Origin of the sequence: Actinokineospora xionganensis, assembly GCF_014323725.1 — a bacterium.
Classification (GTDB): domain Bacteria; phylum Actinomycetota; class Actinomycetes; order Mycobacteriales; family Pseudonocardiaceae; genus Actinokineospora; species Actinokineospora xionganensis.
In genome coordinates this window covers 313,070-327,122 of the sequence record NZ_JABVED010000001.1, presented here as the reverse complement: position 1 = coordinate 327,122, position 14,053 = coordinate 313,070, and the positions used below count along the sequence as shown (strand labels likewise).

General features: G+C 70.5%; 13 protein-coding genes. 6 read left to right on the top strand and 7 right to left on the bottom strand.

Translation table 11 applies throughout. The annotated features are described in order from the left end of the window. Positions 1–182 precede the first annotated feature (182 nt). The 6 genes from GPZ80_RS01520 (at position 183) to GPZ80_RS01495 (ending at position 4,588) form a co-directional block, all read left to right on the top strand. Positions 183–644: a hypothetical protein gene (locus GPZ80_RS01520; protein ID WP_187217903.1), complete on the top strand. Its 462-nt coding sequence runs from the start codon at positions 183–185 to the stop codon at positions 642–644. 92 nt (positions 645–736) lie between these two features. Further along, the gene (locus GPZ80_RS01515; RefSeq protein ID WP_187217902.1) at positions 737–1,006 is read left to right on the top strand and encodes a DUF1876 domain-containing protein; all 270 of its coding nucleotides are present in this window, start codon (positions 737–739) and stop codon (positions 1,004–1,006) included. Between the two features lie 25 nt (positions 1,007–1,031). Beyond that, positions 1,032–1,268 (top strand): SHOCT domain-containing protein, encoded by a 237-nt coding sequence (locus tag GPZ80_RS01510; protein ID WP_187217901.1) that lies wholly within the window; start codon positions 1,032–1,034, stop codon positions 1,266–1,268. An 8-nt stretch (positions 1,269–1,276) separates the two neighbouring features. Beyond that, complete coding sequence (locus tag GPZ80_RS01505; protein ID WP_187217900.1) at positions 1,277–2,266, top strand: ABC transporter ATP-binding protein; 990 nt, start codon at positions 1,277–1,279, stop codon at positions 2,264–2,266. 1 nt (position 2,267) lies between these two features. Further along, a complete protein-coding gene (locus GPZ80_RS01500; RefSeq protein WP_187217899.1) occupies positions 2,268–3,428 on the top strand; it encodes an ABC transporter permease in 1,161 nt (386 codons plus the stop codon). Then, a complete protein-coding gene (locus tag GPZ80_RS01495; RefSeq protein WP_187217898.1) occupies positions 3,425–4,588 on the top strand; it encodes an ABC transporter permease in 1,164 nt (387 codons plus the stop codon). Before GPZ80_RS01500 ends, GPZ80_RS01495 begins: the two co-directional genes overlap by 4 nt. A 58-nt stretch (positions 4,589–4,646) precedes the next feature. Here the strand turns inward: GPZ80_RS01495 and ppsA are convergent, their stop codons facing one another. The 7 genes from ppsA to GPZ80_RS01460 form a co-directional block, all read right to left on the bottom strand. Beyond that, entirely contained in the window at positions 4,647–6,923 is a 2,277-nt protein-coding gene (ppsA, locus tag GPZ80_RS01490) for a phosphoenolpyruvate synthase (RefSeq protein WP_187217897.1), read from the bottom strand. After that, positions 6,920–7,309 (bottom strand): OsmC family protein, encoded by a 390-nt coding sequence (locus GPZ80_RS01485; protein ID WP_187217896.1) that lies wholly within the window; start codon positions 7,307–7,309, stop codon positions 6,920–6,922. Before GPZ80_RS01485 ends, ppsA begins: the two co-directional genes overlap by 4 nt. Positions 7,310–7,403: 94 nt before the next feature. Then, complete coding sequence (locus GPZ80_RS01480) at positions 7,404–7,805, bottom strand: Hsp20/alpha crystallin family protein (protein ID WP_187217895.1); 402 nt, start codon at positions 7,803–7,805, stop codon at positions 7,404–7,406. A gap of 102 nt (positions 7,806–7,907) precedes the next feature. Next, complete coding sequence (locus tag GPZ80_RS01475) at positions 7,908–9,329, bottom strand: MBL fold metallo-hydrolase RNA specificity domain-containing protein (RefSeq protein ID WP_187217894.1); 1,422 nt, start codon at positions 9,327–9,329, stop codon at positions 7,908–7,910. Further along, positions 9,326–11,908 carry a cation-translocating P-type ATPase gene (locus GPZ80_RS01470; RefSeq protein ID WP_312880052.1) on the bottom strand — a complete coding sequence of 861 codons (2,583 nt, stop codon included), beginning with the start codon at positions 11,906–11,908 and terminating at the stop codon, positions 9,326–9,328. The genes GPZ80_RS01475 and GPZ80_RS01470 overlap by 4 nt, the downstream gene beginning before the upstream one ends. 14 nt (positions 11,909–11,922) lie before the next feature. Then, complete coding sequence (locus tag GPZ80_RS01465; protein ID WP_187217893.1) at positions 11,923–13,383, bottom strand: ABC transporter permease; 1,461 nt, start codon at positions 13,381–13,383, stop codon at positions 11,923–11,925. Further along, entirely contained in the window at positions 13,380–14,036 is a 657-nt protein-coding gene (locus GPZ80_RS01460; protein WP_187217892.1) for an ABC transporter ATP-binding protein, read from the bottom strand. Before GPZ80_RS01460 ends, GPZ80_RS01465 begins: the two co-directional genes overlap by 4 nt. Between the last annotated feature and the right edge of the window lie 17 nt (positions 14,037–14,053).

The following is a 14,053-nucleotide window of genomic DNA, read 5'->3' as shown; positions in this document are numbered from 1 at the left end:
GAGCAGCAGTCCCCGCCGACGGCGGCCGAAGGTCCCGGTTCACCAGGGCCCTCGCCGCGCCGTTGGTCCCCGCCTGCCAGGACTGAAGGGCGCGGCACAGACGGGAGGATGGGATGTGGTGGCGGTCACAGCCCGACGGTCATGGTGGACAGGTACCGAAACCACGCCGAAAGGAACCGACGATGTTCCAGCACCGAGTCACCACCGCCACCGTCGCTCGGACCCCGGCTGTGGAACCGGCGGGCCCCGTCCGCGACCGCTACGCCGACCTTCGCGACCGCCGCCTCGCCGTCGAACTGTCCATTGAGGACGCAGCGGAGGACGGTGACCTGAATCCGCTGGACCGCAAGACCTGTCGGACCCACCGGCGCTGGCTGCACGACTGCGTGTCCTCACCGCTGCACGTGATCCCCGTAACCGGACACCGCTGGTGCCGCGACTGCTCTTGCGCGGTGAACATCGCGATCGACGCCCTCACCGGCGCCGTCCGACTGACCTGCCCGAAGTGCTCCCGCACCCCCGACACCGCCGCGACCCGACAACTCGTCCGCGCCTGCCGGGCCAGCCTCGCCGCAGCCACGCACGCCGACGTCGACCCGTGGACCACCATCGAGTCCCTGCGCCGCCGCCCATCGCGGCGCTGACGCGTCGATCGTCCCGCGAGCACGGGACCTTCGCCCCTCGGCCACCCCACCCGCCCACGCGCACGCTGGGTATCGACCCCAGGAGGAACACCATGACCGAAACCAAGCAGTGGCGCGTCGACATCTTCATCGACGAGCACGAGGAACGCACCCGCGCGAAGGCCCGCCTGACCACCCGGGACAACACCGCCCTCGTCGGCATCGGGCTCGCCCGGCTCGCCCCCAGCGACACGAACGTCCCCGAGATCGGCGACGAACTCGCCACCGCCCGCGCCCTGTCCGACCTCGCGCACAAACTGCTCGAGGCGACCGTGACCGACATCGAGGCGGTCACCCACCGCCCCGCCCACCTGACCCGCTGATCGCGGCTCGACCGAGGAGTTCGACATGCACGGATGGGACTACGGCAACTACGGCGGCATGGGCTGGCTGGGTGCGCTGATGATGATCGTCGCGATGATCGTGTTCTGGGGCGGTCTGATCACCGTCGCAATCCTGGTCATCCGCCACTTCGGCAAGCACCGCACCGACTCCGGCGCCCGCGCGATCCTCGACGAGCGCTTCGCCCGCGGCGAGATCGACGCCGAGGAGTACCGCGCCCGCCGATCCACCCTGACCGGCTGACCGACGCCATGGACGGCGCGCTCACCCTCACCGACACCCGATCGGACCGCGGCGCGGACACTCCCGCCGCGGTCCTCGACTGCGCGGGGCTCACCCGATCGTTCGGCGACCGGCTCGCCATCGACGACGTGAGCCTGCGCATCGCGCCCGGCGAGACCTACGGGCTGCTCGGCCCCAACGGGGCGGGCAAGAGCACCACGATCCGCATGGTCTGCGGGCTGCTCACCGCCGACGCCGGCACGGTCACCGTCGCCGGGCTGCCCATGACACCCGGCGCCCCGGCCCGCGCCCTCGTCGGGTACGTGCCGCAGGACGTCGCCCTCTACCCAGACCTCACCGCCCGGGAGAACCTGCGGTTCTTCGGCCACATGTACCGGCTGCGCGGAAAGCAGCTGGCCGAGCGGGTGGCCGAGGTCCTCGACCTGACCGGGCTCACCGACCGCGGCGGCGACCGGGTCGAGTCGTTCTCCGGCGGCATGCGCAGACGCCTCAACATCGGCGCCGCGCTGCTGCACCGCCCGACCCTGCTCGTTCTCGACGAACCCACGGTCGGGGTCGACCCGCAGAGCAGACACGCGATCCTCGACAGCGTCCGCGCCTTCGGCGCCGCGGGCATGGCCGTCCTCTACACCACGCACTACATGGAGGAAGCCGAACGCATCTGCGACCGCGTCGGCATCATCGACCACGGCAAGCTCATCGCCGAGGGCACACCAAGGGAACTGGTCGCCCAGGTCGCCGAGCGCGACCGGGTCGAACTGACCGCCACCGGGAACCTGCCCGGGTTCGCCACCGCCTGCGCCGCGCTCACCGGTGTCACGCACACCGATTCCGGCGACGGCATGGTCACCCTGCTCGTCGAGGACGGCCGCGCCGTGCTGCCCGCCGTGCTCGACGCCGCTGAACGCGCCGACATCGCAGTGCGCTCGGTCCAGGTGGTCGAACCGGACCTGGAATCGGTGTTCCTGCACCTGACCGGCACCAGCCTCAGGGAGTGACATGCACCCGGCCCTCACCATCGCGGGCAAGGACCTGCGCCAACGCCTGCGCGACAAGTCCGCGATCGTGCTCGGACTGCTCGCCCCCCTGGCCATCGCGGCGCTGATGAGCTTCGCGTTCGGCTCGGCGCAGACCTTCCACCTCGACACCGCCATCGTCGACGAAGACCACGGCGAACTGGCCGCCGCCTTCACCTCGATGCTCTCCAGCGACGACCTCTCCGACCTCGTCACCCTCGTGCCCGCCACCAGCCGAGCCGACGCCGAGTCCAAACTGGACAATGGTGAGGTCGCGGCGGTGTTCGTCATCCCCGCCGGGTTCACCGCCGCCGCCCACGGCGGCGGCGCGGTCCCCGTGACCGTGCTCGGCACCGTCGACCAACCCGTCGCCACCCAGGTGGGCACCGCCATCGCGAACGCGTTCGTCGCCCGGTTCAACGCGGTGCGGCTGTCGGTCGGCGTGGCCGTCGCCGGCCGAACCCCACCCTCCGACGCCCTGGTCGCCGACGCCGCCCGCGCCGCCCTGCCCGAACAGGTCGTCGCCCGAAGCGCGGGCACCCGCCCACTGGACGCCATCAGCTACTACGGCCCCGGCATGGGCATCTTCTTCACCATGTTCGCCACCGGGTTCACCGCCCGCGGCTACTTCGCCGAACGCGCCAACGGCACCCTCGACCGCATCACCGCCGCACCCGTCGGCCCCGGCACGGTCCTCGCGGGCAAATCACTGGCCACCTTCGGCTACGCCCTCGCGAGCCTGACCACCATGGCCGTGGTGACCACCCTCGTCTTCGACGCCTACTGGGGCCCACCCGCCGCCGCCGGGGCACTGATCATCGCCATATCACTGGCCCTGGTCGGGCTGACCGCCCTGGTCATCGCGATCTCCCGCACCGAACGCCAGGCCGACGGGCTCGCAGGCATAGCGACCTTCGCCCTGGTCCTGCTCGGCGGGAACTTCGTCTCCCTGTCCATGGCGCCCGCCGCGCTGCGCACACTCGCCCTGTTCACCCCGAACGGGTGGGCCATGCGCGGCTTCACAGACCTGTCCACCGGAGCCGAAGCGTCCGCCATCGTCCTGCCGCTGGCCGCCATGCTCGGCTTCACCGCCGCCACCACCGCGATCGCGATGTTCCTCATTCGAAGGACGGTGACCCGATGACCGCGCTCACCGTGACCGCCGTCGAACTGCGCAGACTGTTTCGTGACCGCACCGCGATCTTCTTCATGGTGCTGCTCCCGATCGTGATCATCCTCGTCATCGGCGCCACCGCCGGGAACGCCACCGCCCTGCGCGTCGGCGTGGTCACCGCCGCCGACACCGGCCCCCTCGCCCGCACCCTCGTCGACGACCTGCACGCCATCCCCGGCGCCCGCGTCACCGACCCCGCCGACGAGGAAACGGCCCGCACCGCCCTGCGACGAGGCGAACTCGACGCCGTCGTCCTGATCCCCACCGACCTCGACGCCACCCTGCGCGCCGGAGGCACCGCGGCCATCCCGGTCCTCGGCAGCGGCTCCCAGGCAGGCGTCCAAGCCGCCCAGTCCGCGGTGTCCGGCGCCGTCGCCACCCACGCGGCCCGCGTCCAAGCCGCCCGCTTCGGTGTCGCACACAGCGGCGGCACCTTCGACCAGCAACTGGCCACCGCCGACACCGTACGCACCATGCTGCCCGCCATCGAGGTCCGCTCCGAGACCGTCGACGCCGACAGCGACTACCTGCCCCGCGGATTCGGCTACAGCGCCCCCACCATGCTGGTGCTGTTCGTCTTCATCAACTCCCTCGCGGGCGGAGCCGCCATCATCCAGGCCCGCAAACTCGGCATCCACCGCCGCGTCATGGCCGCCCCCGTCCGCGCCCGCGACCTCGTCTTCGGCGAAACCCTCGCCTACGCCGTGATCGGCCTGCTGCAGTCCCTGCTCATCGTCGGCATCGGCGCGGGCCTCTTCGGCGTCGACTGGGGCGACCCCACCGCGGCGGCCGCCCTCATCGGCGTCTGGGTCCTCGTCGGCGCGGGCACCGGAGTCCTGGCCGGAACCCTGTTCAGCACCCCCGAACAGGCCTCCGCCATCGGCCCGGCCATCGGCATCGCCTTCGGCATGCTCGGCGGCGCCATGTGGCCACTGGAGATCGTCACCCCGCTCATGCGGACCATCGGACACCTCGTGCCCCACGCCTGGGCCGTCGACGGCTGGGTGGAAGTCCTCTCCCGCGGCGGCGGAATCGCCCAGATCGGGACCCAACTCGCGGTCCTCGGCGCGTTCGCACTGGTCCTGCTGACCATCGCCAGCCTCCGACTGGGCAGGCGCGTCACCGAATAGCACCCGCACAGACGGATCCCCGCTCCCCCGACGTCGGGAGAGCGGGGATCCGTGTGATTCAGCGCGCCGGGTTCGTCCGCACACCCGAGCGCAGCGCCGCCTCCAGCAGGATCCGCTGCTCCGCCGAGGCGATCGCCGACCGGGCCGACGACACCGCGTCCGGGATCACCGACACCGACGTGATCCCCAACCGCACCAGGTGCTCGGCGAAACCAGGGCGGGTCGACGGGGCCTGACCGCACAGCGACGACGTGATGCCCAGCCGCTTCGCCGAGACCACGATCCGGGCGATCGCGTCGAGCACCGCCGGGTCGCTCTCGTCGAACAGCTCCGCGCACACCTCCGAGTCCCGGTCCACACCCAGGATCAGCTGCGTGAGGTCGTTGCTGCCGATCGACACCCCGTCGATCCCCATCGACACATACTCCGGCAACCAGTGCAGCACCGACGGCACCTCCGCCATCACCCACCGGCGCATCCCCCGGGCCCGGCCCAGCTCACTGGCGTCCACCAGCTCCAGGCACGCCTCCAGCTCCCATTTGGTGCGCACGAACGGGATCATCAGATGCAGGTTCGGGGTGCGCTCCCGCACCCGCGCCAGCACCCGCAGCTCCAACGCGAACAAGTCCGGCTCCCGCACATACCGGAAACAGCCGCGGTACCCGATCATCGGGTTGCTCTCCACCGGCTCGTACGCCGCTCCCCCAACCAGACCGCGGAACTCGTTGCTCCGCAGATCCGTGGCGCGATACACAACCGGCCGCGGCCCGAACGCGGTCGTGATCCGCAGCAGCGACTCCGACATCGCCGACACGAACGTCTCCTCCTCACCCCGGGCAAGCAGGTCCCGCGGGTGCCGACCACCGAGGGCCTCGGTGAGCATGAACTCCGCCCGCAGCAGCCCAACACCGTCGACGTCGAGCGCGGCCACCTCCTCCGCCTTCTCCGGCATCGCCAGGTTCACATACAGCCGCGTCCCCGTCGGCTGGACCGCCTGTGCCGTGACCGGGGCGGTCCTGGCCGGAGCCGACACCGTCCGGTCACCGGCGAACACCACCCCAGCCGAACCGTCCACAGTGACCAACAGACCATCGGCGAGATCCGTGGTGGCGGTGCGCGCACCGACGACACACGGCACACCCAGCTCCCGGGCCACGATCGCCGCGTGGCACGTCATGCCGCCGCTGTCGGTCACCAACGCCGCGGCCCGCCGGATCGTCGGGACCCAGTCGGGGTTCGTCATCGGCGCCACCAGCACCTCCCCCGCGAGCAGCGCACCACCCTGCTCCGGTGAGGTCAACACCCGCACCCGTCCCACCACTCGTCCCGGCGCGGCCCCCGAACCGGTGACCAGCGGCCTTCCCGTGGTCGCGGGCCCCGGGGGGCCACCGACCGTCGTGATCGGTCGCGCCTGCACCAGCCAGGTCATCCCGGCCGCGTCGATCGCCCACTCGATGTCCTGCGGCCGCCCATAATGCTTCTCGACCCGCAGTGCCAGCCGCGCCAGGTCCGCTGCCTCCGCGTCCCGCAGGACCCGCTGAGCCGCGTGCGCGGCATCGAGATCGACCCGCCGGTCGCCACCATCGGCGCCACGGACCAACTTGAACGTCTTGTCACCGACCCGGACCCGCACCAGCCGCTGGTCGTCTCTGGCCAGCACATAGGTGTCCGGCTCCACCGAACCCGACACCACCACCTCGCCCAGCCCGAACGCCGCCTCCACCACCACCCTCGACGCGTCCCCGGTGCTCGGGTCCACGGTGAACGTCACGCCCGCACGCTCCGCCTCCACCATGCGCTGCACCACCACGGCCATCGCGGGCTCACCGGTGAAACCCCGGCTCGCCCGGTACGCGATCACCCGAGGCCCGAACAGCGACGTCCAACACTCCACCACCCGATCCACAAGCTCATCGACACCGTGGACATTGGTGAACGTCGCGTTCATCCCGGCGAACGACGCGTCGGCCCCGTCCTCCCCGGTGGCCGACGACCGGACAGCGACATCCCCGCCAAGCACCGCGTACGCCGCCGCGATGTCCTCGCGAACCCGCGCGCCCACCCCCGCCTTGGCCACCAGTTCCCGCAGCCGCTCGCCGGCCCCCGCCAACCGCACCGGGTCGTCCACCGCGGACAACGCCTCCGCGTGCACCTCGGCGAGCTCGGCACGGACCCCCGCACCGTCCATCGAGTCGAGATAACCCGACCGCAGCACCACGAACCCCGGCGGCACCGGCAAGTCCGCCGCCACCAGCTCACCAAGGTTGGCGCCCTTGCCGCCGGCCTCCTCGGCGTCGCGCAGACTGATCCGGGTGAAATCGAGAACATGGCTCATAGCGACACGACTCCCATTTCGGCGACCGCGACCCGCACCTCGGGTGGCTGCCGCAAACTGTTCTGAACAGTGCAGTGATCAACCGCCGCGAGCAGCGCGGCCGTGCGGTCGGCGTCGAGCGGCACGGGCGCGACCACGGTCAGCTCCACCCGACCCACCCGCGGCGGGTCGGCGCGCATCGTCCAGCGGCACTCGACCCGCAAGTCCTCCTGCGGCAAACCCTGATGCCGCAAGTACCCGGCCGCGTAATGCGCGGCGCACGTGGCCAACGACATCACGAACAACTCCACCGGCGTCGGACCGACCTCGACACCGTCGTCACCACGGGGCTGATCGGCCAACACGACGTGCCCGCGGGTCTGAATCTGGAACCTGTCGTCACCCACATGGGTCACGCTGATGGCGGCCATATCCCCTCACTTTCGTTCATACGGAAAGAAAGAACCGCGCACCGGCCCACTGGCCGGTGCGCGGTCGCACTCACTTCTTGGTCGTCGACACCGGAACCTGACGGGCCTCCGGCACCTTCTTGATCGGCACCTCGACCGTGAGGATGCCCGCGTCGTACCCGGCCTTGATGTGGTCGGAGTCCGCCCCCTTCGGCAACGTCACCGTGCGGCCATAGGAGCCGTAGTGGAACTCGGTGTGCGACTTGGTGTGCTTCTCCTCCGACCGCTGCGCCGCGATCGTCAGCTCACCGTTGGCCACCGAGATCTCGATGTCCTTCTCCGCGTCCAACCCGGGCATCTCCGCCCGGACCACATAGCGGCCGTCGTCGAAGTAGTCCTCGACCCGAACCATGTGCCGGTCCGTGAACGGAAAAGTCTCCATCAGACGGATGAGATCCGGGAACATCGAGGAGCGGGGAACAATGCTGGTCATGGCCAGTCCTCTCATGGCTGTCGAAACCGGTACCCCACCAGCACACTCCGCCCGCCATCGGCAGAGCAGGGCACCAGTTCCCGACCAGCAGGGACCTTGGCCTCACACCACGACATGCTCACCATCGCGCGGCACCACCGCGTTCCATCCCAACTCGACACCCAGCCGACGCGCCAGCTCCGCCGACGCCGCGGGCTCGCCATGCACCAGGAACGTCGTCCCCGGCGCGGAGGCCGCCGAATTCGCCCACGCGACCAGCTCATCGGAATCCGCGTGCGCGCTGAACCCCTCCAACACACCCACCCGCGCCCGCACCGGCACATACCGCCCATGGATCTTCAGCTGCGTCGCCCCATCCACCAACTGCCGAGCCCGGGTCCCCGCCGCCGCGAAACCCACGATCACCACCGTGTTCCGCCGATCCGGCAGCAGATGCGTCAGGTGATGCAGCACCCGCCCACCCGAAGCCATCCCCGACGCCGAGATGACGATCGACGGCATCCGCGGATGGTTGGCCCGCATGGACTCCTCCACCGTGCGCAGCTCCTGCAGATTCGGCACGGCGAACGGGTCACCCCCGGCGAGATCCGACCGGATCTCAGCCCACCGCTCGCCGATCGCCCGCCGATAAACCCGCAGCGACGCCAACGCCATCGGGCTGTCCACCAGCACCGGCACCTCCGGAATCGCACCGGCCCGCATCAGCTTCGCCAACTCGATCAGCAGCACCTCCGTGCGGTCCACCGCGAACGCCGGGATCAACACGCTCCCCCCGCCCGCGACCGTGCTCGTGATGAGCTCCGCCAACTCGTCGGACGCACCCTCGTCACGGTGCTCACGCGCACCGTAGGTCGACTCCATGACCAGGACATCGCACTCCGGCCGCGCCCGCGGCGGCGCGAGCAACCGGTGCGCCTGGCGACCCATGTCGCCGCTGAACACCGCCGACCGCCCACCAAGCTCCAGCCGCGCCCACGCCGACCCGAGAATGTGCCCGGCCTCCCCGAACTCCAACTCGACGCCTTCGGCGATCGTCGTCGGCGTGCCGAAGTCGACAACCCGCAGACACGACAACGCACGCTCGGCATCCCGGTCGTCATACAGCGGCAGCGCCGGCCGGTGCTTCGACCAGCCATGGGTGTTCGCGTGCGCCGCCTCCTCCATCAGCAGGTGGGCGCTGTCGCGCAACACGATCTCCACCAGCGCGGCGGTCCCGGGCGTGACGTACACCGGACCGCGCCACCCTTCCCGCACCAACACCGGCAAATAGCCGCAGTGGTCCAGATGCGCATGGGTCAACACCACCGCGTCCAGTTCAGTCACGTCGACCGGCGGCCGCTGCCAGTTGCGGCGCCGCAGCGGCGCCAAACCCTGAAACAGTCCACAGTCGACAAGAACTCTCGAATCCCCCGACCTGACAAGGAACTTGCTGCCGGTGACCGTCCCGACCCCACCGAGAAAATCGATCGACGGCGGAACCTTCAGGCGACTGTCATGGTCGGACAACGCGGGCGCGGCGGTCATGGACTTCTCCTCAGTGAGCGAGACGCCGCCTTCGCGGCGGCGTCGGCGAACAGAACGACAGGAACGGCGAAAGCCGCGGCCAACCAACCCAGCAGGTTCGGCAGCGAGCCACCAAGCAACTCAGGCAACGGCGGAAGCACCAAGAACAAGAACAGCAGCACCACCTCCACACCGACCGCCACCAACAGCAGCGGATTGCCCCGCAGACCCACCCGCCCCACCCAGTGCGACTCGCTGCGGCACGCGAACGCGTTGGCGAGCTGGCCGAGCACGATCGCCGCGAACGCCGTGCCCGACGCGGTCGCGAGCAACGCCGGGTCGGCGTCACGGCCGAACGTCCATCCGCCCGCGAACAACACAGCGAGGAACGCGCCCATCGTGGTCAACGCCTCAGCAGGCCCCAGCACACCGAAAGCCCGCCGCAACACCGTCCGGTCCATCAGCGAATCCGTCCGCATCCGCCCACGCATCGTCCGCGGATTCGCGGGTTCGGCCCCCAAGGCCAACGCGGGCAGCAGATCCGTCCCGATATCGATCGCGAGAACCTGCAACACCGTGATCGCCAGCGGAATCTGCCCACCCGACAGCGCCCACACACCGAACGGCGTGAGCTCGGCGACGTTGTCAGTCAGGTGATAGGTCAAGAACCGCCGGATGTTGGCGAACGTCGCCCGACCCAGCTCCACCGCCGCGACAATGGTGCCGAAATGGTCATCGAGCAGCACCAAGTCCGCTGCCTCCCGCGCCACATCCGTGCCCGAAGCACCCATCGCCACACCGATGTCCGCGGTGCGCAGCGCGGGACCGTCGTTCACACCGTCCCCGGTCATCGCCACCACATGCCCCCGCGCCTGAAGCGACCGCGCGATCCGCAGCTTGTCCTCCGGGTTCACCCGGGCGACCACGATCCCGTCGTGGTCAAGCAGTTCACCCAGCGCCTCGTCGTCGGCGGGCAAATCCGCGCCGACCACCACCGTCGAGTCCACACCCGCCAAGCCCACCTCGACCGCGATCGCGTGCGCGGTGCCCGGGTGGTCGCCGGTCACCATGGCGAGCTTGATGCCCGCCCGCCTGCAGGCCACGATCGACTCGGCGACATCCGGCCGCGGCGGATCCTGCAGCGCGACCAGACCCAGCAACCGCAGCCCCTGCTCCACACTGTCGGCCACGTGCGCGACCGCGTCGGGCACGGTCGGGCGCCACGCCACCGCGAGCACCCGCAGGCCCGCGGCACTGAGCCGAGCCAAGGCCGCCTCGGCCGCCGCGGGGGCTCCGACACAGCGGGGAAGCACCGAGTCGGGCGCGCCGACGACGTGCACGCCCTCGGCGTCCACCACCGAAGACCGCCGCCTGCGCGGGTCGAATGCATGCCGGACCACGGGCACGGGCGGCGCCGCACAACCGGACCGGGTCGCCAACACGTGCAGCGCGACCTCCATCGGGTCGCCCACCGGATGCCACTGCCCGGCAGGCTCACTCGCGCGCGCGTCCGGCGAGCAACGGGCCGCCGCACTCGCCAGCGCGGGCAGCAGAGCCAGCGCCGCGGGCGGACCCGCGAGATCGCCCTCAGGCGCGTAACCCTCGCCCGTCACGGCAACCTCACCCTCGGGTGTCCACACCCGCACGACGGACATCTCGTTGCTGGTGAGCGTGCCGGTCTTGTCCGTACAGATGAACGTGGTCGACCCCAGGGTCTCCACCGACTCGAGCCTGCGCACCAGCGCGTGCCGGTGCGCCATCCGCTGCGCGGCCCTGGCCAGCGACAACGTCACGGTGGGCAGCAGACCCTCGGGAACCAGCGCCACCGTCACCCCCACCGCGAACAGGAAGCTGTCCGCGGTGCTCAGCCCCAACAGCATCGCCGCGGCGAAGAACACCACCCCCACGACCACCGCCACCATCGCGACCGTCCGCACCACCCGGTGCAGCTGCGTCGCCAACGGGCTGCGCGGCCGTCGAGCCCCCGCGGTCACCGCCGCGATTCCCGCCAGCCGCGTCCGCGCCCCCGTCGCCACGACCTCGGCCGTGCAATGCCCCTCCACCGCATAGGTGCCAGCGAAGAGCGACCCGCCTGGCTCCGGGCGGATCGACTTGCTCTCCCCGGTCAGCATCGACTCGTCCATGGTGAAACCGGACCTGTCGATCACGGTCGCGTCGGCACAGACCCGGTCACCGGCCTCGAGCAGCAACAGGTCGCCCACGACAAGGTCCTGGCCACCGATGACGACCGTATGCCCGTCACGGCGAACCGACGCCCTGACCGGGAGCAGGTCCCGCAACCGCTGCGCGGCCCGGTCGGCCCGGTACTCCTGCACGAACGAGAACACACCGTTCACGAGCACCACCACGACGATCGCGACCGCCAGTACCGGCATGCCCGCGACCAGGGCGAGCCCCGCCGCCACCCACAGCATCAGCGCGAAGAAATGCACCAGCTGCGCGACAAGCAGCGTCACCGGGTGCGCACGCCGCGGCGCGGGCAGGGTGTTCGGGCCGTCCCTGAGCAGCCGCCGGGCCGCTTCGCCCCCCGTCAGCCCGGACGTCGCGGTTCCACCCACCGCCTGCCGAACGGCAGACACCTTCGATCCGCCGGTCACGGCGAGGTCCGAAACAATCGCGCGCCGATCAAGCCCAGCGCGACCAGCCAGCCAAGGGCGAGCAGCAGCGGACCCCACTGGTCGAACGTCGCCGTGAGCCCACCGTCGAGCAGGACCCGGTCGGCGCCATAGCCCGGCAGCAACCGCGCCCACGCGGGCGGCTCGGCCCGCAGCATCGGGCTCTGCGCGATCCCGAGGTCCAGGAACGGCACCAGGAACGCGATCAGCACCCCGGACACCCGACCGAAAATCGGGCCAAGGCAGACACCGAGCAGCCCATAGGTGAGAGCGAGCAGCAGGTTGCCCGCCGCGTAGACCACCCACTGGCGGGCGTCGAACACCATCGCAGTCACGGCCAAGGACGCCGCGGTCACCAACAACGCCGCCGCCGCGACCACACCCAGGCGAGCGGCCAGCAGCGCGCGCACACCGAAACCGGCGAGGATCAGCCTGCCGTCGCCCGCCCGGGCGTCAAGGACGACGAACAACCCGGCCAGTGCCGCCAGTGCCGCGATGGCGATCGGCGTCATCGTCCCGGCATGCATGTCCGGGAGCCAGAACGTGAAGTCCATCGCGCGACCGTGGTCCACAAGGGACAAAGTCATGGTGCCGGGCGCGGTGATCACCTTCGACAGCCAGATGAACACGACCGGCACACCGATCAGCAGCGCCCACAACACCGGATTGCGGCGGTAGTCCCGCAGACCCATCCGCAGCGCGGTCCGGAACGGGCCCCCATGGCCGCGGCGCCCGCGAACGACCCTCGTGGTCCCGGTGACCACAAGGCCGGCCAACACCAGCGCACCCAGCGTCCACGCCAGCGCCCACCCGAGATCCCCGAGCCTGCCGCCGTGCCGGGACGGGAGGTCGACCATCCACAGTGTCGTGAAATGGGTCGGAAACCACCGGGTCGACAGGCGATCCGGCGAGCCGAGCGCCGGCCCGAAGAACACGTCCAGTATCCAGATGAACAGGATCAAAACCGTGCCGTTGACAGCGTTGCGCACCAACACTCCGGTGAGTGCGCCGATGGCCAGGTAGACCACCGCGAACATGATTGTCCCCGCACCGACCCGCCAGGGATCATCGATTCCCGTGCGCAAGGCCAGCGCGGTGAGCGCCGCGGCGGAGGCCAGCGCCACCAGAACCAGCCCGGTCACCATGCGCGCGACCACCAACCGGCCAGCCGGTAGGCCCGCCAGGACAAGCCTGCGGTCAGCCTCCCGCGACCCGCGCAACTGGAAATACATCGCGATCGCGGACAGGAAACCCGCCGCCCACCCGGCGGCGGCGGTCTCCACCGACGGACCGGTGCCGCCGAGGAGTCTCGCGGCGTCGGCCATCGACCCGGCCGCGACCACCACGAACACCACCGGCACCAACACCAGCACCAGCGGGTTGACCGGGTTGCGGGCGTAGTCGGCGAGGAACCTGCGAACGAACAGCGCACTCGTCATCTAGGGCCCGCCCGCCCGTCGCGCAACTGCACGATCCGGTCGAACCGCCCCTCGTCGGTGACGAAGTGGCTGATGATCAGCACCGAGCGACCCGCCTGCCTGCGGCCCGCCACCAGGTCCCAGAACTTGAGGTAGGTGTCCCAGTCGAATCCCGCGTAGGGCTCGTCCAGCAGCAGCACCTCGGGATCGCCCAGCAACGCCAGACCAAGGTTGAGCTTGGCCAACGTGCCACCGGAGAGCTGATCCGCGCGGGTGCCCGCGTACCGCTCGAACCCCAGCGCGGCGTACAGGTTTCGCCGCGACCGGCGCTCGTCCTCCGCGCTCATCTTGTAGGCACGGCCGAACAGCTCGAAGTGCTCGTCGCACGTGAGCCGCTCGTAGAACACCGGCTCCTGCGGGCAGTACCCCAGGCGGCCCGACACCGCGACCGTGCCCGCGTCCGGCCGCAGCGCGCCGACGAGGATCTTCATCAGGGTCGACTTGCCCGACCCGTTCTCCCCCACCAGGCCCACGACCTCACCCGGGCGCAGCGCGAGATCGACACCGCGCAGAACATCCTGGCGGCGTGCGACCGGCCACACCCCACGCCGGTAACTCTTCTCGATACCGCGTGCCTCGAGCACCGACTCCACCGCCGTCACGACCGTAGCCATGTCACTCACCACCCTTC

Excerpts from the sequence above, each read along its gene's own strand:
- GPZ80_RS01520 (WP_187217903.1), top strand. The coding sequence starts at position 183 with ATGTTCCAGCACCGAGTCACCACCGCCACCGTCGCTCGGACCCCGGCT.
- GPZ80_RS01515 (WP_187217902.1), top strand. The coding sequence starts at position 737 with ATGACCGAAACCAAGCAGTGGCGCGTCGACATCTTCATCGACGAGCAC.
- GPZ80_RS01510 (WP_187217901.1), top strand. The coding sequence starts at position 1,032 with ATGCACGGATGGGACTACGGCAACTACGGCGGCATGGGCTGGCTGGGT.
- GPZ80_RS01505 (WP_187217900.1), top strand. The coding sequence starts at position 1,277 with ATGGACGGCGCGCTCACCCTCACCGACACCCGATCGGACCGCGGCGCG.
- GPZ80_RS01500 (WP_187217899.1), top strand. The coding sequence starts at position 2,268 with ATGCACCCGGCCCTCACCATCGCGGGCAAGGACCTGCGCCAACGCCTG.
- GPZ80_RS01495 (WP_187217898.1), top strand. The coding sequence starts at position 3,425 with ATGACCGCGCTCACCGTGACCGCCGTCGAACTGCGCAGACTGTTTCGT.
- ppsA (WP_187217897.1), bottom strand. The coding sequence starts at position 6,923 with ATGAGCCATGTTCTCGATTTCACCCGGATCAGTCTGCGCGACGCCGAG.
- GPZ80_RS01480 (WP_187217895.1), bottom strand. The coding sequence starts at position 7,805 with ATGACCAGCATTGTTCCCCGCTCCTCGATGTTCCCGGATCTCATCCGT.
- GPZ80_RS01475 (WP_187217894.1), bottom strand. The coding sequence starts at position 9,329 with ATGACCGCCGCGCCCGCGTTGTCCGACCATGACAGTCGCCTGAAGGTT.
- GPZ80_RS01465 (WP_187217893.1), bottom strand. The coding sequence starts at position 13,383 with ATGACGAGTGCGCTGTTCGTTCGCAGGTTCCTCGCCGACTACGCCCGC.
- GPZ80_RS01460 (WP_187217892.1), bottom strand. The coding sequence starts at position 14,036 with ATGGCTACGGTCGTGACGGCGGTGGAGTCGGTGCTCGAGGCACGCGGT.